This is a genomic window from Streptococcus parasanguinis (assembly GCF_031582885.1).
In the GTDB taxonomy this organism is placed as follows: domain Bacteria; phylum Bacillota; class Bacilli; order Lactobacillales; family Streptococcaceae; genus Streptococcus; species Streptococcus parasanguinis_M.
In genome coordinates, this window is the sequence record NZ_CP133988.1 from 643,466 (window position 1) to 667,042 (window position 23,577).

At 40.6% G+C, this 23,577-nt stretch carries 10 protein-coding genes; 9 read left to right on the forward strand and 1 reads right to left on the reverse strand.

The features are described 5' to 3' along the window. Positions 1-120: 120 nt before the first annotated feature. Entirely contained in the window at positions 121-810 is a 690-nt protein-coding gene (locus RDV49_RS03190; protein WP_003012927.1) for a gamma-glutamyl-gamma-aminobutyrate hydrolase family protein, read from the forward strand. A gap of 146 nt (positions 811-956) precedes the next feature. Here RDV49_RS03190 and RDV49_RS10405 read toward each other — a convergent pair whose 3' ends face one another. Further along, positions 957-4,220, reverse strand: a complete 3,264-nt coding sequence (locus RDV49_RS10405; RefSeq protein WP_037608135.1) for a SpaA isopeptide-forming pilin-related protein — start codon at positions 4,218-4,220, stop codon at positions 957-959. A gap of 437 nt (positions 4,221-4,657) precedes the next feature. Between RDV49_RS10405 and RDV49_RS03205 the strand changes: the two genes are divergently transcribed. From RDV49_RS03205 to RDV49_RS03240, 8 genes are all read left to right on the forward strand, one after another. Beyond that, positions 4,658-5,104 (forward strand): dUTP diphosphatase, encoded by a 447-nt coding sequence (locus RDV49_RS03205; protein WP_037608433.1) that lies wholly within the window; start codon positions 4,658-4,660, stop codon positions 5,102-5,104. A gap of 1 nt (position 5,105) precedes the next feature. Further along, positions 5,106-5,645, forward strand: coding sequence for a histidine phosphatase family protein (locus RDV49_RS03210; protein WP_037608133.1), 540 nt, complete (start codon positions 5,106-5,108; stop codon positions 5,643-5,645). Positions 5,646-5,658: 13 nt separating this feature from the next. Then, positions 5,659-7,017: a DNA repair protein RadA gene (gene radA, locus RDV49_RS03215; RefSeq protein WP_080554439.1), complete on the forward strand. Its 1,359-nt coding sequence runs from the start codon at positions 5,659-5,661 to the stop codon at positions 7,015-7,017. Positions 7,018-7,300: 283 nt separating this feature from the next. Further along, a complete protein-coding gene (locus RDV49_RS03220) occupies positions 7,301-7,795 on the forward strand; it encodes a beta-class carbonic anhydrase (protein WP_003008959.1) in 495 nt (164 codons plus the stop codon). 248 nt (positions 7,796-8,043) lie between these two features. After that, positions 8,044-20,058, forward strand: a complete 12,015-nt coding sequence (locus RDV49_RS03225; RefSeq protein WP_310744363.1) for an SspB-related isopeptide-forming adhesin — start codon at positions 8,044-8,046, stop codon at positions 20,056-20,058. Between the two features lie 544 nt (positions 20,059-20,602). Beyond that, a complete protein-coding gene (locus RDV49_RS03230) occupies positions 20,603-21,469 on the forward strand; it encodes an ABC transporter permease (protein WP_003008955.1) in 867 nt (288 codons plus the stop codon). Next, positions 21,466-22,230: an ABC transporter ATP-binding protein gene (locus RDV49_RS03235; protein WP_003008954.1), complete on the forward strand. Its 765-nt coding sequence runs from the start codon at positions 21,466-21,468 to the stop codon at positions 22,228-22,230. Before RDV49_RS03230 ends, RDV49_RS03235 begins: the two co-directional genes overlap by 4 nt. Before the next feature lie 800 nt (positions 22,231-23,030). Continuing rightward, on the forward strand, positions 23,031-23,573 hold the full coding sequence (locus tag RDV49_RS03240) for a hypothetical protein (RefSeq protein WP_003008952.1): 543 nt from the start codon (positions 23,031-23,033) through the stop codon (positions 23,571-23,573). Positions 23,574-23,577: the final 4 nt, after the last annotated feature.

A 23,577-nucleotide genomic window follows, 5' to 3' on the forward strand; every position in this document is an offset into this window, starting at 1 on the left:
GTTTTGTGAGGAAGATGAGGGTGATAAATAAAATCTATCACGGTTTTAAAAAATACATATTAGACACTATCACTAATGGGTGGTAAGATAAGTAGTAGTTAAAATGAAGGAGGAATGAATATGTGCAGAACAATTGTTGGAGTATCCGCTAATCTCTGTCCGGTGGACCCGGAAGGGAAAAACCTTCATTCCTCCGTGTCTAGTCAGTTTGCGGAAGGGATCCGTCAAGCAGGTGGACTTCCAATGGTCATCCCGATGGGAGACCCTTCCTTGGTTAAGGACTATGTTGAAACGATTGACAAGTTGATCTTAAGTGGAGGTCAAAATGTCGATCCTAGTCTCTATGGCGAAGAAAAAACCATCGAAAGCGATGATTACAATATCGAACGGGATCAATTTGAGCTTGCCCTGCTGAAGGAAGCGGTTCGCCAAAACAAACCGGTTCTAGGAATCTGCCGTGGGGTTCAGTTGATCAATGTGGCTTTTGGAGGAACACTCAATCAAGAGATTGAAGGGCATTGGCAAGGTCTTCCATTTGGGACTTCCCATTCTATCCAGACTAAAAAAGGTAGTGTGGTAGAGCAACTCTTTGGTCAGGCCAGTCGAATCAATTCCGTTCACCGTCAAAGTATCAAGGATCTTGCACCAAATTTCCGTGCGACTGCCTTTGATCCGCGTGATCACACCATCGAAGCGATTGAAGCAGTAGATGGCCATCGTATTATGGGCTTGCAATGGCATCCAGAATACTTGGTCAATGAAGAAAAAGGGAATTTAGAACTCTTCCGTTATTTATTACAGGAATTATAATGAAGTTAGAGATTGGACTTGAGCTGATCTCTTTTTTATGTCTTAGAAAGGACGCAAAAACACCAGAAATAAGATCAGAAAATAGGGCGGTCATCAATAAAAAAACAGGTCCATCTAGCAATGCTAGATGAAAACCTGTTTTAGACTTATTCGTGGCGTTTTTTAGCAACGATCATGCTTCCAGCACCTGCAAGGGCAAGCCCTGCTGCAACAAGTCCAGTACTTACTGTTTCACCTGTAGAAGGAAGACCTTGTTTCTTACCTTCTTTCGATTGTTTACCAGAAGGATGATTTCCTTTCGGTTTATCAGTCGAAGGTGTTGGAGGTGTTGAAGGAGTAGTTGGAGGAGTTGGAGGTGTCTTCTTGTTAACGACATTTCCTTTATCCACTACAAAGTTTGTAGATTTTACATAGTCTTCCACTGTAACAGTGATTGGATCGCTCAACAATTGATAGCCAGCAGGGGCTGTCAATTCCATGATAACATAATCTTTCGCTTCAAATCCAATGAAGGTTACAAGACCATTCGCATCAGAAGTAGCAGTCGCTTGACCTGCACCATAAGGGTTGGCAACTGGTGTGACACCATCAGCTTCAAAGAGACCAAATACAGCACCTGGAAGAGTTTCACCTTTTTCGTTCACTTTATGTAATTGAATGTTATAAAGTTTTAATTCAGGTTTGTTCACCACTGGAGGAGTTGGTGGGATAGAAGTAAATGGTTTGTTAACGACATTTCCTTTATCCACTATACTGTTTGAAGCAACCAAATCACTAGCTGCGATCTTGATGACTTCATCTGATAATTGGTAACCGTCAGGAGCAGTCAATTCTTTCACTACATAGTCTTTTGCTTCTAATCCTGTAAAGGTTACAAGACCATTCGCATCAGAAGTAGCAGTCGCTTGACCTGCACCATAAGGGTTCGCTACAGGAGTCGTACCATCAGCTTCAAAGAGACCGAATACGGCACCAACAAGAGCTTTCCCTTCTTGGTTCACTTTGTGCAATTGGATGCTGTAGAGTTTCAATTCAGGTTTGTCAACAGTCGGAGGAGTTGGAGGAATTGAAGTGAATGGTTTGTTGACCACTGTTCCTTTGTCTACGACGAGGTTAGTCGCAGCTTTCAACTCGCTAGCAGAAACTTTAATCACATCTGTTGATAGTTGATAACCTTCTGGAGCTGTAAGCTCTTTCACTACATAATCTTTTGCTTCAAATCCTGTAAAGGTAACCAGACCACTGGCATCTGAAGTTGCAGTCGCTTGACCTGCACCATAAGGATTCGCTACAGGAGTAGTACCATCTGCTTCAAAGAGACCAAAGACAGCTCCTGCAAGAGCATTTCCATCTGCGTTAGCTTTGTGCAATTGAATGCTATAAAGTTTCAACTCAGGTTTTTCAACAACTGGTGGTGTTGGTGGAATTGAAGTTGTTACCAATTTGTTAGTGAAGGATGTCTTATCACCATATGCCACAGAAGCTTTGAGTGTATTGCTTGCATCATCTTTTGTGACAGTTACAGTCGCATCAATACTTCCTTCATCGTAGGTCATTCCTTTTGCTTTGCTTTCAGGAATAACTTCTTTAATCGTGTAGTGGAAGGTTTTTCCTGCGTCCTCTGATGAATATGAAATGTCATCAAAGGTTACCGTACCATCTGCAGCATTTTGTTTTGTTTGAAGAACTTTTCCGGTTTCATCCAACAATTGGAAATTGAATTCGCCATTCTTCAATTCAGCACCTTCTAAAATCTTGCTAGCTGAAATTTTAGCTTTTGCTGGTTTAGGAGCCGTATAAGTGTTGTTAAATGTTTTATTCTCTGGATAGACAAGATCAGCTTTTAGAGCTTGTCCGTCTTGTGTAACCTTCACGGTCACTTGTTTTTCAGTTGTATCATAGGTGACACCTGGTGTATTTCCAACAACTTCTTTTACAGTGTAAGTGTGTTCTCCTGCTTCCTTATAAGAAATCGGATCAAATGTTACTTTTCCGTTTTTGTTGGTAACAGTTTGAAGCTTAGTTGCACCCTCGTACAATTCAAAGTTAAACTCACCGTCTTTTAGATCACGGCCAGTAAGAGCTTTATCCAGTTCGATGGTAGCTTTTGTTTCTTTTGGCTTATCTTTCGGATTTACAATTGTTTTCGTTACTGAATGGTCTGCTCCAAAATCTTCAACATTAACTACAGTATCAGCTTCTTTGATGATATGACCTGAAGGGGCTTCGATTTCAGTTAAGATATATTTATCTTTTAAGAGTTTTCCAACAGCAATATTACCATTTTCGTCTGATTCAAACTCACCGATAACTTGATTATTCGCTTGACGAACAACTCTAAACTTAGCACCTTTAAGTGGTTGATTCGCATCATCTACTTTATGGATATTGATTGAGTAAACATAACCAACACCAGCACCACCAGCAATTTGAACAGCAGCAGCATTAGTTACATTTTTGCTTTCAATACCTAGACCTTTAAGAGTTGCTTCATTTTTCAAGACTTCTCCGTCGGCAGGATCATAATTTAAACGAACTTTATAATTAATACGATACTGATCTTGATCTGTAATGTCACCTAAATCAATAACAAATGATTGACCATCTTCGCTAATTGTAATCTTATGCTGGTCTGTTACATCAACTCTATCAGAGAATACCCATTCACCAGTATCATATGAGAATTTACCTTTAATAATCTTAATGCTATCTTTTACGTAAGAAGCATTTGTAAATTGCAAGTGGTCCTCAATCGTTACACCTTTGATGTTTTGTTTTGTACGATTGACTGAAATAGTGTATTGGACCTCTCTTTTATCACCTTCATTAACCCAACTAGTCTTTGTTAAAAGATAAGGATTACCATCGCCAATACCAGTAAATGATACTTTACCACCAACTTTTGTTTCTTTGTTAATGGTGATTTCTATCGGAATTTCACCTTTTTGTGGGTGTTTTTTGAAATCTATACGAGCATAGAAGAAGAAATTTCCACTTGTATCTGAGTGTTTTTCAACATAATCTGTATAGGTAATTGTAATGGATTTATTGTCTGGGTTTACATCAGCATTCGCTATGATTTCATTTGTATTGATATCACGAATTTTAAAGGAAGCTGAAGTAATCATTAAAGCATCTGGAACTGTAACTACAGTTGAATCTCCTGCTTTAACATTCTTTCCAGACAAATCGTAATCAGCGTTAATTCGGAATGTTGCCCATTGTTGTAATTCCCAATCAAGGTTGCCACCTTCATTATTGGTAACTTTGATATTTTTGATCGTATCGACCAATTTTCCGCTAACGGTCACTCCAGGAGTTTCTGCTGAAGTGCGATTTAGACCTAAAGCGAAAAGCATGGCGACTAAACAAAGGACAAATGAGAAAATTTTAATATTTCTATTCTTCATCTTATCTTCCCTTTTCATAAAAAATTAGTGCCTAGTTATCAATGCCTGATTACTCTTAAAGATAGGAACGTCCAAATCCTATCTGTTGGTAATAAGAATTGAGTGCTGAGACACGACCTCCATAAAATTATTTTATAGGGTAAAATATTTTACTTTTAAAATTATTCCCTACAAAGGGAATTATAGCAAAAATAATGAGTAGCTTCAAGCTAAAATTGATGAAATGAGGCAGGAATTACGAACTTTTAAGAGATTTCATCAACTTTTGTTCTCTTTCAGAAAATAACCACGAAAATACCAACCGATTTACAAAAAAGAAGGACGGAAAAGTAAGTTTTTATTGAAAGAATACGAATAGTAGAATTGAGGAGACGCTAGGGCGAAGTGATGGTATAATAGAAGAGATAGAAACTATTTAGAATGAAAGAGGAATCATGATGACAAAAATTCGTGGATTTGAACTTGTATCAAGCTATACCAATCAGGACTTGCTACCAAAACGGGAGACAGCACACGCAGCTGGTTACGACTTAAAGGTGGCAGAACGCACGGTGATTGCTCCTGGGGAAATCGTCCTCGTCCCAACTGGGGTCAAGGCCTATATGCAACCGACTGAGGTGCTCTATCTCTATGACCGTTCCTCTAACCCTCGTAAAAAAGGCCTGGTCTTGATCAACTCTGTTGGGGTTATCGATGGAGACTACTACGGCAATCCTGGAAATGAAGGCCATATCTTTGCTCAGATGAAAAACATTACCGACCAGGAAGTCGTCCTTGAAGTTGGCGAACGTGTGGTTCAGGCTGTCTTTGCTCCTTTCTTAATTGCAGATGGAGATGAGGCGGATGGCGTGCGGACTGGTGGATTTGGGTCGACAGGGCACTAAGATGAAGATTATCTTTGTCCGTCATGGGGAGCCAGATTATAGTATGCTTGATAAACTTGAAGATCCGCAACTCTATAGTGGTTTTGGTCGTGATTTAGCACCATTGACAGGAAAAGGTCGCAGTCTGGCAAAAGAAGTTGCTAAAACTGCATGTTTTAGAAAGGCAGAGATTATTATTTCATCGTCTGTGACGAGGGCTTTAGAAACAGCACATTATATAGCAGTCGAAACAGGATTGGACTTATTTGTGGAGCCGTTTTTTCATGAGTGGCGTCCAGACTTAGATGGCACTAACTCTGATTTAACTAGTGTATTGGTAGCTCATGAATATTATCTAAAACATCAAGGAGCTTTATCTGAAGATTCTCCTTATCGCTATGAAACTGATCTAGAGATGCGTCATCGTTTTTTAAGAGCTTTGGAAAAATATAAAAATTATAAAACTATTATCATTGTAACTCACGGAATGCTCATGCGTCAGTTTGTGCCAAATGAGAAGATTGATTTTTGCCAAGTGATTGAGTGTGAGGTAGAGATATAGAAAGAGGTTTATCATCGCAAAGAAAAAAACGACATTTATTTGTCAAAATTGTGCCTATAATTCACCTAAATACCTAGGGCGCTGTCCTAACTGTGGTTCTTGGTCTTCTTTTGTTGAGGAAGTTGAGGTCGCTGAGGTTAAGAATGCGCGTGTGTCCTTGACGGGTGAAAAGACCAAACCCATGAAATTAGCGGACGTGACCTCTATCAATGTCCATCGGACCAAAACTGAGATGGAGGAGTTTAACCGCGTCCTTGGAGGCGGAGTGGTACCAGGAAGTCTCGTCCTCATCGGTGGGGATCCTGGGATTGGGAAATCGACCCTTCTCCTTCAAGTGTCGACCCAGCTATCTCAAGTGGGAACGGTTCTCTACGTTAGTGGAGAGGAATCAGCCCAGCAGATCAAACTTCGAGCAGAGCGCTTGGGGGATATCGACAGTGAGTTTTATCTCTATGCCGAGACCAATATGCAGAGCGTGCGAGCAGAAGTAGAGCGTATCCAGCCTGATTTTCTGATCATTGACTCCATTCAGACGATTATGTCTCCTGAGATTTCAGGGGTGCAGGGGTCTGTTTCTCAGGTGCGTGAGGTGACGGCTGAACTCATGCAGCTGGCCAAGACCAATAACATCGCCATCTTTATCGTCGGCCATGTGACCAAGGAAGGAACCTTGGCGGGTCCTCGGATGCTGGAACACATGGTGGATACGGTGCTCTACTTTGAGGGGGAACGCCATCACACCTTCCGGATCCTGAGAGCAGTCAAAAATCGTTTTGGCTCGACCAATGAGATCGGGATCTTCGAGATGCAATCAGGTGGCCTAGTCGAAGTCCTCAACCCCAGCCAGGTCTTTCTGGAAGAACGCTTGGATGGGGCGACTGGATCGTCCATCGTTGTGACAATGGAAGGAACTCGTCCGATTCTGGCCGAAGTGCAGGCCTTGGTGACGCCAACCATGTTTGGAAATGCCAAGCGGACGACGACAGGGCTTGATTTCAATCGGGCTAGTCTCATCATGGCAGTGCTAGAAAAACGAGCGGGTTTGCTCCTTCAAAATCAGGATGCTTACCTCAAGTCTGCAGGTGGTGTCAAGTTGGATGAGCCAGCTATCGACCTAGCGGTTGCAGTTGCCATTGCTTCCAGCTACAAGGACAAACCAACCAACCCGCAGGAATGTTTCGTTGGAGAGTTGGGCTTGACAGGAGAAGTCCGCCGAGTCAATCGGATCGAACAACGGATCAATGAAGCTGCCAAGCTCGGTTTTACCAAGATTTATGTTCCGAAAAATTCTCTGACGGGGATTTCGACACCATCAGGGATCGAGGTGGTCGGTGTGAGTACACTGTCTGAAGTCTTGAAGAAAGTATTTTAATAGTAGAAAAGAGGCTGGGCAAAAACTGTCCAGTCTTTGATGTTTGATAGTAATAACAGCATGACGCAGTGGTTGATTGGCATCTTTGTTCGCTTTTCAATCTCCAAAGATGACCTAATCAACTGTGCGGGGGTGGGAAGACGAACTCTTTTTAATTAGTTGGAGTTCTTTCCCACTCCCTTTTTTCAGATGTGACAGATGACAGGAGGTCCCCACTGACAGAAATAGTGAGTTGTGGTAAAATAATAGATGGTTTGAATTTCAAAGGAATAAAGGAGAGACCATGTCTTATTTTGATAATTTTTTAACAGCCAACCAAGCTTATGTGGCGCTACATGGAGACCTCCGTCTTCCGATTAAGCCCAAAACACAAGTAGCCATTGTGACCTGTATGGATTCCCGTCTTCACGTGGCGCCTGCACTAGGTCTAGCTCTTGGAGATGCTCATATTTTGCGGAATGCTGGAGGGCGCGTGACCGATGACATGATCCGCTCCTTGGTCATCTCTCAGCAGCAAATGGGAACCCGTGAAATTGTGGTCTTGCACCATACAGACTGTGGCGCACAGACCTTTGAAAACGAGGGCTTCCGTCAGCATCTCAAGAAAGAACTGGGAGTGGATGTGGGAGATCGTGACTTCCTTCCCTTTCAAGACATTGAAGAGAGTGTCCGTGAAGATATGGAGCTTTTAAAAGCTTCCCCTTTGATTCCAGAGGATGTGGTGATTTCAGGAGCTGTGTATGATGTGGACACCGGATTGATCTCAGAAGTGAAATAAAATAGAAGAGTTCAAGAAAACAAAACGACTTTGTTTTCTTGAACTCTTTTTTATTGGCGTAAAAAAATTGAACCAAATAGGAAAAAATGTGACAATTTGGCACAAAATATTAAAAAATATGTGGTATAATATAACATTTTAACAAGAATATTACAATTAAATTTCAACAGATTGACTCTTGATGTCAATAATGTTACAATTTTATTTGTATCATGGAATCATGAAATATGAAAAAGGAGATCCTATAAATGAAGGATATTTTCAATAGACGCCAACGCTTTTCTTTACGAAAATATAGCATTGGGGTTTGTTCTGTTCTCTTAGGAACAGCGCTCTTTGCTGCAGGAGCTAATACGGCTTCTGCGGAGGAAACAGCTGCCTCTTCAGGTGCATCAACGTCAGCTTCGACGGAGTCTGCATCTGATAGCACAGTAGCAGCTGAAACAACTGCCTCTTCTACTGAAGCATCTTATAATGCTCCAGTAACAAATGTCGATCAAGCAAATACAAGTGCTGCGAAGGAAGTCTCAGAGCAATCTGAGACTAACAAAGCAGCGGATAAAGCTGAGGAAGTGGCAAAACCAGCTAAAGCTGAAGAAACTGCAAAACCGGCTAAAGCTGAAGAAGCTACAAAACCAGCTAAAGCTGAAGAAGCTCCAAAAGTTCCAAAAGCACCAACAGCGACAAGCAAACCTGTTGAGAAAAAAGAGGCAAGCTCTAAACCTGCCTCTACAACAGCTACTACTACAGCACCAACAACTTCAACTCGTGCTGCAGCAGGTGAAAGCTCAGAAAGAGCAGCTGCAAGAGAAGAAGCAGTTACACCAGCAGGAACGACTACTTTTTCAGCTACTGTAAGTTCAGCAGCTCCGATCACTGGTACGCAAGCAGAAAGTTCAGCAAGTACAGATGCAGATGCAACTGTGGCTGTAGCAAACGCTGCTACAGAACGTACAAATGCAGGAGCATTAGCAATAAGCGGCCGTCGTCGTAGTCGTCGCGCTGTTACTGACGAAGCTGTCACTGGAGACCACAACTCTAACCCAGTAGCGGTAAGTACTTACTTAAAAGATGGGGAAAAAGTAACTCCAGAAATTAAAGATGCTAACGGTGCAACTGTAAGCTCTCAACCTGTACCATCTGGTTACGCAAGAAAAGAAGGAGACTGGTATACATACGCTATTTGGGATTTAACTAAATTCAATGAACGTTACAATACAAAATACTATGCACGTGCGTATAAGAGATTTGATGAATCTACAGATACAACAGTTGAATTGATTGATAAAACGACCGGTAATGTCGTAGAAACAAGAACAATCACTTCATCAAGTGGGATTCAAAAATTCACTACTACTACAGCAGCATCTAATAGCCAATTAACTTTCCAAGTGGATTACAAAGCCGGTACTGGTGAAAAAGGTAAAGCAGCTCAACCATTTGTTCAAAATGGTTATGAAGTTGGAAAGAGCATCACAGACTTAGTGGCTGCTGGACACCAACTTACACCAGCTGAACAAGCGCTTTATACTGCGGTTTATAATGCTCGTACTACAACAGATATTCTAAACGTTGTTGAACCAGCTTATAATGGTCGTACAATTACTGATTCAAACGCTAAAATACCAGAAGCAATTAATAAAACAACTTACTATAAAGTAGTTGATAAAAACAACCCAACATTTAACGCTAATAAAACAGATAAAACTGTTCAAGATTATAAAGAAAATGGTAACGAAGTAGACTTAGCTAGATATACAACTAAAGCTATGGAAGGACAAAGTTTCACAGCATCTGGTGAGCGTCAATTTGATGGCTATAAATTGTATCAAACAGCTGATGCATCTGATAAATCAGGTTATGTAAGTCGTCCTTACACAGTTGGAACTAAATTTATGGATGCGGACCGTTATGGTATTAAACGTATTAAAGAAGTTGTTGGAGAAGACGGTTCAGTAGTTATTCGTGTTTACTTACTAGATCCAAGACAACAAAGCAAACGTTCGGATGGTTCATTAAGTACCGATGGCTATATGTTGCTAGCAGAAACCAAGCCTATTAAACCAGGTGAATGGAATTCACAAGATTTAGTTGTTAAAAAATCACCTCTTAGAACAATTTCATATACTGAAACTAATGAAAAAACAGGTGCAGTTACACAATATCCTAACGGTAAAGAAGTTCCATTTGACTTTCAAAAAGCTGCTGGATATACACCATATCATACTGTATTCGTACCATTCTTGGGCGATGGAATTGGACACGGTTCAGCTAACTCACAATTAGAACGTGGAGTAGGAGGTATCGGTACCAACGTTGACTTATTAAACACGTTAACACCATATAAACAACCTGTTTACTACTATGTAAAACAAGAGCCAGTTGAAGTTACTCCAGAAGTTGAAAAACAATTGGAAGGACGTGTATTAGCAAATGGTGAGTTTACATTCAAACTTAAAGAGGTACAACCTAACAAATCACTTCCTTCATATGAAGAAACTGTTACTAACAAAGCAGACGGAAAAGCTACATTCAACAAATTAACATTTAACAAAGTTGGTACTTACACTTACACAATCACTGAGACTCCAGGTTCAGATGCAAACGTTGAATACGATGCAATGACAGTTACTATGACTGTTAATGTAACTGAGAACGCTCAAGGTGATTTAGTAGCTACGACTAAATACAGTGCTGAAGGTGGATTCAAATCAAGTGCTGATGATAAAGTCTTCAACAACTACGTTGTAGCACCTGTTAAAACTAAATTCGACTTCACTAAGAAATTAGCTGGACGTGAACTTAAAGACGGAGAATTCAAATTCGTTCTTAAAGATGCAAACGGACAAGAAGTTGAAACAGTAACGAACAAAGCAGACGGAACTGTAACCTTTACAGATATTTCATTTGACAACTCTAAAGTAGGTACTCATACTTATACAGTAGAAGAAGTTGTTCCTGCAGCTAAAGAAGCTGGAATGGTATATGATACTATGAAAGCTACGATTACTGTAAAAGTTGCTAAAAATGGTCACACATTAACAACTGTAACTAACGTAGTTTCTACTGGTGGGGTAGACGCTAATGGTAAAGCAACTGATGGAACAGCGGATAAAGAGTTTAACAACAAAATAACTCCTCCAGAAACGCCTGTATTCCAACCAGAAAAATTCGTCCTTAACAAAGAAAAATTTGACCTAACAGGTACAAAATTAATGGACGATGACGATGAGCTTCAGGATGAGTACACAGAAACAAATGCAAATCCATATGCTGATCAAACCAAGAACAACGAAGCAGAAAACATCAATACCAAGACTGTTGAACGCGGTGATAAATTAGTTTACCAAGTATGGTTGGATACTAAGAACTTCACTGACAAGAACAACATCCAATCTGTAGGTATCTCTGATACATACGATGCAGAAAAATTGACTGTTAACAGTGCTGATATCAAGGCTTATGACAGCGAAACAGGAGTTGATGTAACATCTAAATTTGATATTACAGTAGCTAACGGAGTCATTACAGCTACATCTAAAGCTTCTATGAACAAGTCTTTAGGTGATGCTGATAACACTCAAGTTATCGACACAACTAAATTTGCATTTGGTCGTTACTACAAATTCGATATCCCAGCTACAGTTAAAGCGGATGTTCCTGGTGGGGTAGACATCGAAAACAAAGCCAACCAAATCGTTCACGTTTACAACCCAGTAAGCAAATCTGTTGAAACTCCAGAAAAACCAACTCAAAAACGTGTGAACAGTGTACCAATCACTGCAGAGTTCAACTTCACAAAACGTTTGGAAGGTCGTGCGCTAACAGCTGGCGAATTTACATTTGAGTTGAAAGATAGCGAGAATGTTGTGATCGCAACGGCAACCAACGATGCAGATGGTAAGATTAAATTCTCTCCAGTAGAGTACACAAATAAAGCTGGTGAAAAAGTCACTGCCCTTAAATACAAGAAGGGTCAAGAAGGTACTTACACTTACTCTGTAACAGAGGTGAAAGGTACAGACGCAACTGTCACTTACGATACAATGAAGGCAGAAGTAACTGTAACAGTATCTCACGACGGTACAGCTAAAGCATTGGTTGCTAACGTAACTGAACCAGCTGACAAAGAGTTCAACAATACCGTAACACCTCCAACAGAACCTAAGTTCCAACCAGAGAAGTATGTATTGAATACAGCTAAATACTCAATCACTGATAACAAACTTCTTGATGATGATGCTGAGTTGACTGATAAATATGGTGAAACAAATACTGATCCATATGTTGATAAAACAAACAACAATGAAGCAGAAAACATCAATACGAAGACTGTTAACCGCGGAGATAAACTCTACTATCAAGTATGGTTAGATACAACTAAATTCTCAGCAACTAACAAAGAAAACGTTCAATCAGTAGGAATTACTGATGACTTCGATGAAACAAAAGTTGATGTAGATGGTTCAGCAATCAAAGCATATGACTCAGTAACTGGTGACGATGTAACAAACAAATTCGACATCAAGGTTGAAAATGGTGTGATGACTGCAACTCTTAAAGCTGGCTTCACGAAGTCACTTGGCGATGCAGAAAACACTCAAATCATTGACACAACTAAATTCGCCTTTGGACGTTACTACAAATTTGATATCCCAGCAACAGTTAAAGCTGATGTACCAGGTGGATCAGACATCGAAAATACTGCAGCTCAAGTAGTCAACTACTACAACCCTGTAAGCAAAACTGTTGAAAAACCAAGCAAACCAACTGAAAAACGTGTAAATAACGTTCCAGTTGAAGTGGAATTCAACTTCACTAAACGTTTGGAAGGTCGTGAGCTTAAAGCTAACGAATTCAGCTTCGTATTGAAAGATTCAACAGGTAAAGTTGTTGAAACTGTAAGCAACGATAAAGATGGTAATGTGAAGTTCTCAGCTCTTACATTCAAGAAGGGTGAAGAAGGCGTTCACAACTACACTGTTGAAGAAGTTGCAGGAACAGATGCTACTGTGACATACGACACAATGAAAGCAACTGTAGCTATCACTGTTGAACACAAAGGTACAGCTAAAGTTTTAGTGGCTAAGCTTGGCGAAATCGCTGATAAAGAGTTCAACAACCGTGTAACTCCTCCAACAGAACCTAAGTTCCAACCAGAGAAATACGTTGTTTCTAAAGCGAAATTCGATATCACAGGTACGAAGCTCGTTGATGACGATTCTGAATTGACAGATAAATATGGTGAAACAAACACCAATCCATATGTCGATGGAACTTCAAACAACGAAGCTGAAAACTTGAATACTAAGACAGTTGAACGTGGATCTAAACTTTACTACCAAGTATGGTTGGATACAACTAAGTTTGACGCAAGCAACAAAGACAATATCCAAACAGTAGGAATCACAGATAACTACGACAAGGATAAATTGACTGTTAATGCTTCAGATATCAAGGTTTACGATTCAGTTACTGGTGCAGATGTAACAACTAAATTTGATATCTCTGATAACAATGGTGTTCTGACAGCTAACCTGAAAGCAGGCTTCACTAAGTCACTTGGCGACGCTGAAAACACTCAAATCATTGATACTACTAAGTTCGAATTTGGACGCTACTATAAATTTGATATTCCAGCAACAGTGAAAAACGATGTCGCAGCTGGTGCCGATATTGAAAACAAAGCAGCCCAAGTTGTTAACTACTACAACCCAGTAAGCAAGACAGTTGAAAAACCAAACAAACCAACTGAAAAACGTGTCAACAGTGTTCCAGTTCCACTTGATCTCAAATTCACGAAATCTCTTGAAGGTCGTCAATTGAAAGATCAAGAATTCACATTCGTTCTTAAGAAAGATGGCAATGTTGTCGAAACAGTGAAGAATGATGCGACTGGTAAGGTTAACTTCACTCAACTTAAGTTTGGTAAAGATGATCTTGGTAAGACTTACAACTACACTGTAGAAGAAGTTCGTGGTACAGATAGCACCGTTTCTTACGACCCAATGGTTGCGACTGTGAAAGTTGTGGTTTCTCACGACGGTACAGCTAAAGCAATCGTAGCGAATGTAACAGATGCTGCTGATAAAGAGTTTAACAACCGTGTTACTCCTCCAGAAGAACCTAAGTTCCAACCAGAGAAGTATGTATTGAATGCAGAGAAATTCTCAATCACTGATAACAAACTTCTTGATGATGATTCTGAATTGGCTGACAAGTACGCAGATACAAATGCCAACCCATATGTGGATGGTACTGCAAACAACGAAGCTGAAAACATCAATACGAAGACTGTTAACCGTGGCGACAAGTTGGTTTACCAAGTATGGTTGGATACAACTAAATTCGACGCAAGCAATAAGGACAACATCCAATCAGTAGGAATCTCAGATGACTACGATGAAACTAAGTTGGAACTTGATTCTACTAAGATCAAAGCTTACGATTCAGTAACAGGCGCAGAAGTAACAGATAAATTCGATATCAAGGTTGAAAACGGTGTGATGACTGCAACCCTTAAAGATGGCTTCACTAAGTCACTTGGCGATGCGGAAAACACTCAAATCATTGACACAACTAAATTCGCCTTTGGCCGTTACTACAAGTTCGACATCCCAACAAAAGTGAAAGCTGATGTACCTGGTGGTGTAGATATTGAAAATACTGCGGCTCAAGTAGTCAACTACTACAACCCAACAACTAAGAAAGTTGAAAAACCAAGCAAACCAACTGAAAAACGTGTAAACAACGTACCAGTTGAAGTGGAATTCAACTTCACTAAACGTTTGGAAGGCCGTGAGCTTAAAGCTAACGAATTCAGCTTCGTACTTAAAGATTCAGAAGGTAAGACTCTTGAAACTGTAAGCAATGATGCATCTGGTAACGTTAAGTTCTCAGCTATGTCATTCAAGAAGGGTGACGAAGGTGTTCACAACTACACAGTAGAAGAAGTTAAAGGAAGCGACGCAACCGTTACATACGATACCATGAAAGCGAATGTGACAGTCACAGTTAAACACGACGGAACAGCTAAAGTTCTGATCGCGAAAGTTGGCGACATTGCGGATAAAGAATTTAACAACCGTGTGACTCCTCCAACAGAACCTAAGTTCCAACCAGAGAAATACGTTGTTTCTAAAGCGAAATTCGATATTACAGGTACAAAGCTCGTTGATGACGATTCTGAATTGACAGATAAATATGGTGAAACAAATACAAACCCATATGTCGATGGAACTTCAAACAACGAAGATGAAAACTTGAATACTAAGACAGTTGAACGTGGATCTAAACTTTACTACCAAGTATGGTTGGATACAACTAAGTTTGACGCAAACAACAAAGATAACATCCAAACAGTAGGTATCACAGATAACTACGACAAGGATAAATTGACTGTTAATGCTTCAGATATCAAGGTTTATGATTCAGTTACTGGTGCAGATGTAACAACTAAATTTGATATCTCTGATAACAATGGTGTTCTGACAGCTAACCTGAAAGCAGGCTTCACTAAGTCACTTGGCGACGCTGAAAACACTCAAATCATTGATACTACTAAGTTCGAATTTGGACGCTACTATAAATTTGACATTCCAGCAACTGTGAACGCAGACGTTCCTGGCGGTGTGGATATTGAAAATACTGCGGCTCAAGTAGTGAACTACTACAACCCAACAACTAAGAAAGTTGAAAAACCAAGTAAACCAACTGAAAAACGTGTCAACAACGTTCCAGTTGAAGTAGAATTTAACTTCACTAAACGCTTGGAAGGTCGTGAACTGAAAGCAAACGAATTCAGCTTCGTACTTAAAGATTCAGAAGGTAAGACTCTTGAAACTGTAAGCAACGATGCATCAGGTAACGTTAAGTTCTCAGCTATGTCATTCAAGAAGGGTGACGAAGGTGTTCACAACTACACTGTAGAAGAAGTTAAAGGAAGCGACGCAACCGTTACATACGACACAATGAAAGCGAATGTAACAGTTACAGTTAAACACGATGGTACTGCTAAAGTACTTATCGCAACTGTAGGCGACATTGCGGATAAAGAATTTAACAACCGTGTGACTCCTCCAGAAGAACCTAAGTTCCAACCAGAGAAATACGTTGTTTCTGAAGAGAAATTCGATATCACAGGCGACAAACTCGTTGATGATGATAAAGAGTTGGCAGACAAGTACGCAGATACCAATGCGAACCCATATGCGGACGATGCATCAAACAACGAAAAACAAAACTTGAATACCAAGACTGTGAAACGTGGCGACAAGTTGGTTTACCAAGTATGGTTGGATACAACTAAATTTGATGCAGCTAACAAGGACAACATCCAATCAGTAGGAATCTCAGATGACTACGATGAAACTAAGTTGGAACTTGATTCTACTAAGATCAAAGCTTACGATTCAGTAACAGGCGCAGAAGTAACAGATAAATTCGATATCGCTGTGAACAACGGTGTGATTACTGCAACCCTTAAAGATGGCTTCACTAAGTCACTTGGCGATGCGGAAAACACTCAAATCATTGACACAACTAAATTCGCCTTTGGCCGTTACTACAAGTTCGACATCCCAACAAAAGTGAAAGCTGATGTACCTGGTGGTGTGGATATTGAAAATACTGCGGCTCAAGTAGTCAACTACTACAACCCAACAACTAAGAAAGTTGAAAAACCAAGCAAACCAACTGAAAAACGTGTAAACAACGTACCAGTTGAAGTGGAATTCAACTTCACTAAACGTTTGGAAGGCCGTGAGCTTAAAGCTAACGAATTCAGCTTCGTACTTAAAGATTCAGAAGGTAAGACTCTTGAAACTGTAAGCAATGATGCATCTGGTAACGTTAAGTTCTCAGCTATGTCATTCAAGAAGGGTCAAGAAGGCGTACACAACTACACAGTAGAAGAAGTTAAAGGCTCAGACGCAACCGTTACATACGACACAATGAAAGCGAATGTAACAGTCACTGTATCACACGACGGAACAGCTAAAGTTCTGATCGCGAAAGTTGGCGACATTGCGGATAAAGAATTTAACAACCGTGTAACTCCTCCAGAAGAACCTAAGTTCCAACCAGAGAAATACGTTGTTTCTGAAGAGAAATTCGATATCACTGGTGACAAGCTCGTTGATGATGATAAAGAGTTGGCAGACAAGTACGCAGATACAAATGCGAACCCATATGCGGACAATGCATCAAACAACGAAGCTCAAAACTTGAATACCAAGACTGTTAAACGTGGCGACAAGTTGGTTTACCAAGTATGGTTGGATACAACTAAATTCGACTTAGCTAACAAGGACAACATCCAATCAGTAGGAATCTCAGATGACTACGATGAAACTAAGTTGGAACTTGATTCTACTAAGATCAAAGCTTACGATTCAGTAACAGGCGCAGAAGTAACAGATAAATTCGATATCGCTGTGAACAACGGTGTGATTACTGCAACCCTTAAAGATGGCTTCACGAAGTCACTTGGCGACGCAGAAAACACACAAGTTATTGACACAACTAAATTCGAATTCGGCCGTTACTACAAGTTCGACATCCCAACAAAAGTGAAAGCTGATGTACCTGGTGGTGTGGATATTGAAAATACTGCGGCTCAAGTTGTAAACTACTACAACCCAACAACTAAGAAAGTTGAAAAACCAAGCAAACCAACTGAAAAACGTGTTAACAACGTTCCAGTTGAAGTAGAATTCAACTTCACTAAACGCTTGGAAGGCCGTGAGCTTAAAGCTAACGAATTCAGCTTCGTGCTTAAAGATTCAGAAGGTAAGACTCTTGAAACTGTTAAGAACGATGCCTCAGGTAACGTTAAGTTCTCTAAACTTGAATTCAAGAAGGGTGACGAAGGTGTTCACAACTACACTGTAGAAGAAGTTAAAGGTTCAGACGCAACCGTTACATACGACACAATGAAAGCGAATGTAACAGTTACAGTTAAACACGATGGTACTGCTAAAGTACTTATCGCAACTGTAGGCGACATTGCGGATAAAGAATTTAACAACCGTGTGACTCCTCCAGAAACTCCAGAATTCAATCCAGAAAAATATGTTCTAAACGAAAAAGAATTTGATTTGACTGGAACTTCATTATTAGATGATGATAAAGAGTTGGCAGACAAGGTCGCAGATACCAATGCGAACCCATATGCGGACGATGCATCTAATAACGAAAAAGCGAATATCAATACTAAATCAGTTAAACCAGGTCAAAAACTTGTTTACCAAGTATGGTTGGATACAACTAAATTTGACGCAAACAACAAAGACCATATCCAATCAGTAGGAATCTCAGATGACTACGATGAGGCAAAAGTCAACGTTGAAGCTTCAGCTATTAAAGCATACGATGGTAAGACTGGTGCGGATGTAACAGCTAAATTCGATATCACTGTGAACAACGGTGTGATTACTGCAACCCTTAAAGATGGCTTCACGAAGTCACTTGGCGATGCAGAAAACACACAAGTGATCGACACAACTAAATTCGAATTCGGACGTTACTACAAGTTTGATATCCCAGCTACAGTGAAAGCTGACGTTAAAGGCGGAGTAGACATCGAAAATACTGCGGCTCAAGTAGTGAACTACTACAACCCAACGACTAAGAAAGTTGAAAAGCCTGAAAAACCAACTGAAAAACGTGTAAACAGCGTACCAGTATCAGTAGAATTCAACTTCACTAAGAAATTGGAAGGCCGTGAGCTTAAAGCTAACGAGTTCAGCTTCGTACTTAAAGATTCAACAGGTAAAGTTGTTGAAACAGTTAAGAACGATGCGGCTGGTAACGTTAAGTTCTCTAAACTTGAGTTCAAGAAAGGTCAAGAAGGTGTTCACAACTACACAGTAGAAGAAGTTAAAGGTACTGACGGAACTGTCACTTACGATGCGATGAAAGCAGTAGTAACTGTAGAAGTTAAACATGACGGAACAGCGAAAGCTCTCATCACTAACGTAACGGATCCAGCAGATAAAGAATTCAATAATACTGTTCGTCCTCCAGAAACTCCTGATTTCAATCCAGAGAAATACATCTTGAACGAATCTAAATTCGATCTTACAGGTGTGAAACTTCTCGATGATGATAACGAGTTAGAACATAAAGTTGCGGACACAAATGCCAACCCATATGCGGATGGTACTGCCAACAACGAAGCTCAAAACATCAATACGAAGACACTCAAGAAAGGTGATAAAGTATACTACCAAGTATGGTTGGATACAACTAAATTCACTGAAGCACACAATATTCAATCTGTTGGTGTTACAGATAAATATGACAGTGCGAACTTGACTGTCAACGGAGCTGATATTAAGGCATACGACTCTGTAACAGGAGAAGATGTAACAGCTAAGTTTGATATCAAGGTTGAAAACGGTGTGATTACTGCAACTTCTAAAGCAGACTTGACTAAGTCACTTGGAGACGCAGAAAATACACAAGTCATCGACACAACTAAGTTGGCCTTTGGACGTTACTACAAGTTTGAAATTCCTGCAGAAATTAAACAATCTGCTCAAGATGGTGTGGACATTGAAAATACAGCTTCACAAATCGTACACCAATACGATCCAACTAAGAAGACTGTAGAAAAACCAGAAAAACCAACTGAAAAACGTGTAGTCAACATTCCAGTTAAGGTTCAATTCCAATTCACTAAGAAATTGGAAGGTCGTGCATTGAAGGCTGGTGAATTCAGCTTCGTTCTTAAGGACGAAAAAGGAAATGTGATCGAAACCGTAACCAATGATGCGGCTGGTAAGATCACCTTCTCAAATCTTGAATTCAAACGTGGTGAAGAAGGAACTCATCTCTACCATGTAGAAGAAATCCGTGGCACAGATTCTAGCATCGAATACGATAAGATGGTTGCCACTGTGGGTATTATGATTAACAAAGACGGTAAAGTATTGACGGCTATTACTCAGTTGCCAGAAGATACAGAGTTTAACAACACTGTTATTCCGCCAACAACACCGCCAAATACACCACCAACAACACCGCCAACAACACCACCAACAACACCACCGAATACACCGCCGACAACACCACCGAATACACCACCAACACCACCAACAACACCGCCAACACCACCAACGCCACCAACACCTACAACTCCTCCAGCTCCAGCACTTCCTGAAACTGGTGAAGAACAATCAGCGTCTGCTGCATTGTTAGGTGCTGCACTTGGTATGGTTGGCCTTGCGGGACTTGCAAAACGCAAAAAACGCGAAGACTAAAATTGAGGTGACATCGACAAACTTGTTGATGAGGTGACAATTTTAGATCCAACAGGAAGAGGCTTTGCTCGAAAGAGCAAGGCCTCTTTGTTTGGTATTGGAAACTTAGAAAAACATGCATAAATGTGATGAAAAAGTTTCAGTAAAATTCTATATATTCATTTCATTCGGTTACTAGTTTCAGTAAAATTCCATTGACTTGAAGTAGAGAAAACAGTATACTAGTAAAGCAATTTGATCTTTCAAACTGCCGGCAACAAGGGGAATGAATCCACTTTGAATTGGGATACAGTAGGGTTTGGAGTGGTAGTACTTCACACCCTTATTGTCGTCAGTTACCCTAGTAAGACCAGACTTGTGAAACAAACACAGGTTTCTTTTTTGCATAATTATAAAAGCTTATAGAACCCTCCTGCTCCATATAATCAGGAGGGTTCCGTTTTATTTTTAAAAAGCTGGTGATCCAAGAAATATTGTGAATTTCCTATAGGTTCTCCTCCATATTTGTGATACAATTAAACTACTATTATCGAAGGGAGAAACTATGATTAATTCAATTGTTTCACAAGGTTTGATTTGGGCCATTTTAGGGTTAGGAATCTTTATGACGTTCCGAATTCTAGATTTTCCAGATATGACAACAGAAGGTTCTTTCCCGCTTGGAGGAGCAGTGGCGGTAACCTTGATTACCAAAGGGGTCAATCCGCTCCTTGCGACGCTGGCTGCTATTGGAGCAGGGTGCTTGGCAGGACTTGCGACGGGTCTTCTCTACACAAAGGGAAGAATCCCGACACTCTTGTCAGGGATCCTCGTGATGACGTCTTGTAACTCGGTTATTCTCTTTGTCATGCAGCGGGCTAATTTGGGACTTCTGGGCTATAAAAAAATTCAGGAATTTCTTCCTTTTGCCAGTGGGTTCAATGAGATCCTGATTGGCTTGATTTTCGTAACGCTTGTGATCCTTGGTTTGATCTTCTTCTTGGATACACGCTTGGGTCAAGCCTATATTGCGACAGGGGACAATCCAGATATGGCCAAGAGCTTTGGGATCAACACTGACCGGATGGAATTGATGGGCTTGGTCATTTCAAATGGGATTATTGCTCTTTCTGGTGCACTGATGGCCCAACAAGAAGGCTATGCGGATGCTTCACGTGGGATTGGTGTTATCGTTATCGGGCTTGCCAGCCTCATTATTGGAGAGGTGCTCTTTTCAAATGTTACCTTGACAGAGCGCTTGCTCAGTATTGCGATCGGATCGATCGCCTACCAATTTTTGATTTGGGCCGTGATTGCGCTTGGCATCAATACCAGCTATATTCGAATCTTCAGTGCCTTGATCTTGGCTATCTGCCTGATGATTCCAACCTTTAAGGGAAAAATCATGAAAGGAGCGAAACTCAGTAAATGACAGCAATTGTAGAATTAAAAAATGTAACCAAAGCCGTGAGCAATGGGATGAACGAAGAAAAAGTCATTCTGGATGATGTTTCCTTGGAAATTCGAGAGCATGATTTTATCACGATTTTGGGGGGTAATGGAGCTGGAAAGTCAACCCTCTTTAATACCATTGCTGGAACGCTTCCGGTAAGCAGTGGGAAGATTTATATTTTGGGGGAAGATGTAACCAACTATTCTCCTGAAAAGAGAGCCAAGTACCTATCGCGGGTTTTTCAAGATCCTAAAATGGGCACAGCGCCTCGCATGACAGTGGCGGAAAACCTCTTGGTAGCGAAGTTTCGCGGAGAAAAACGTGGCTTGATTCCGCGTCACTTGGCCAGCTATAAAGAAGAGTTTCAAACAGTCCTTGCTAAGATCGGCAATGGCTTGGAAAATCATATCGACACAGCCGTTGAGTTTCTATCAGGGGGGCAACGACAAGCCTTGAGTCTGTTGATGGCGACACTGAAACGTCCAGAACTCTTGCTTCTAGACGAACACACTGCAGCCTTGGATCCAAAAACCAGTCAGGCCCTCATGACCTTAACGAATGAGTTTGTGAAACAAGATGCCCTCACAGCTCTTATGATCACTCACCATATGGAAGATGCTTTGAAATATGGAAATCGCTTGATTGTCATGAAAGACGGACACATCGTCCAAGACCTCAATCAAGAAGAAAAAGCCCAAATGGCCATCGCAGACTACTATGAATTATTTGAGAAAGAATAAGATACAAAGGGCGTAAAATGGGAGTAGGACAGAAGCGACATCACTTAGGTTGTTTGATGTAGAAGTAGTTTGTCTGCATGCTAGAGAGTGGGACAGAAATCGGTAATTCGTTAGAATTCGATTTCGTCCTCCCACCTCCGCACAGTTAAGTAGGGCTGTAAAAGCTGATGAAATCAGCGTACTAGAGCCCACTCAACCACTGCGTCTTGCTCGACAATCCAAAAATAATTGAGAGGCTAGGACTTTTGTCCCAGCCTCTTTTCTTTTTCTTAAATCATCAATAAAACCGCATAAAAATTGGAACTAGTTTCAGCTGAAATCGCTTGCAAATACTCAGGTAGGTGAGTATAATATAGTTAGAAAGATAAAGAAGGGATTGATACCAATGCCTTATCGAGTTAAAATTTAGGTTACTTCGTTTTAGGCCTGTTTTGCTGATAGCTGTTCATGCTCTTATCGTAAAAGAGCAGTTATGTCGTGTGTGTCGGATCGATTGGACGGTCGGGCAAGCCTGCTTAGTTTGTCCGGAGACATAAGAAAACGTGGAAATAGTAGGTAGAAGCTTTTTATAAAGGTTTTCAAACTTCAATGCGTCCAGTCGAAAGCTCATAAATTTAGATTTGGGATAGCAAAGAAAACCTCTGGTATTTTACACAAATACTATTAAATGAAATCAACATCATAAACATTGTTTTGTTAGCCAATAGGTTAATTGCACCAAGTCAGCGAAGCAGACCAGGCCTCTAGTCCCGTAAGACTGGAGGCCATTTTTTATAAAATACCCAGGAGGAGGTGAGAGTATGGGATTGTCGTATGCGCAAGAATATAGTTGCCGTGACCATTTTCGGCAAAGAGCTTTTGAGCGCTTTGGCGTAGATGATCAGCACCTGAACAGGTGGATCAACCAACACCTCCCCTCCCTCTCTCCTTATGATAGTAATGTGGTTCAACCAGCTAATACAGAAGCCTATGTAGCCAGTGATGGTGTCATCTTTGTCTGCAATATCAAAAGTCGGGAATTTATCACCTGTTTTAAGGCGGTTAATTACCATGAGTCTAAGGAAGAAGAGGAAGCTTATACGGACATTCACGAAAGCAATGTCGCTTCTTTCAAAAAAGACATGAACCACTTGGTCAATCGCTATCGACTCAAGGAAGCCAAGGAGCTGTTTGAAAACATTGGGGAGGATTTGGATGACTTTTATCGCCTGTCCCAAACGGTCAAAAACGGCCAATTGAGCGAACGAAATAGTCAGCGCTTAGAGGAATTGTTGAGCAAATTCCATGTGATCAAGGCAGCCATGCGGATCATTGAAAATAAACGGGGAGATTATCATTTTTAGGGTC

What these genes read in the sequence shown, in the direction of transcription:
- RDV49_RS03190 (WP_003012927.1), top strand. Translation starts at nt 121, where the DNA reads ATGTGCAGAACAATTGTTGGAGTATCCGCTAATCTCTGTCCGGTGGAC.
- RDV49_RS10405 (WP_037608135.1), bottom strand. Translation starts at nt 4,220, where the DNA reads ATGAAGAATAGAAATATTAAAATTTTCTCATTTGTCCTTTGTTTAGTC.
- RDV49_RS03205 (WP_037608433.1), top strand. Translation starts at nt 4,658, where the DNA reads ATGACAAAAATTCGTGGATTTGAACTTGTATCAAGCTATACCAATCAG.
- RDV49_RS03210 (WP_037608133.1), top strand. Translation starts at nt 5,106, where the DNA reads ATGAAGATTATCTTTGTCCGTCATGGGGAGCCAGATTATAGTATGCTT.
- RDV49_RS03220 (WP_003008959.1), top strand. Translation starts at nt 7,301, where the DNA reads ATGTCTTATTTTGATAATTTTTTAACAGCCAACCAAGCTTATGTGGCG.
- RDV49_RS03225 (WP_310744363.1), top strand. Translation starts at nt 8,044, where the DNA reads ATGAAGGATATTTTCAATAGACGCCAACGCTTTTCTTTACGAAAATAT.
- RDV49_RS03230 (WP_003008955.1), top strand. Translation starts at nt 20,603, where the DNA reads ATGATTAATTCAATTGTTTCACAAGGTTTGATTTGGGCCATTTTAGGG.
- RDV49_RS03235 (WP_003008954.1), top strand. Translation starts at nt 21,466, where the DNA reads ATGACAGCAATTGTAGAATTAAAAAATGTAACCAAAGCCGTGAGCAAT.
- RDV49_RS03240 (WP_003008952.1), top strand. Translation starts at nt 23,031, where the DNA reads ATGGGATTGTCGTATGCGCAAGAATATAGTTGCCGTGACCATTTTCGG.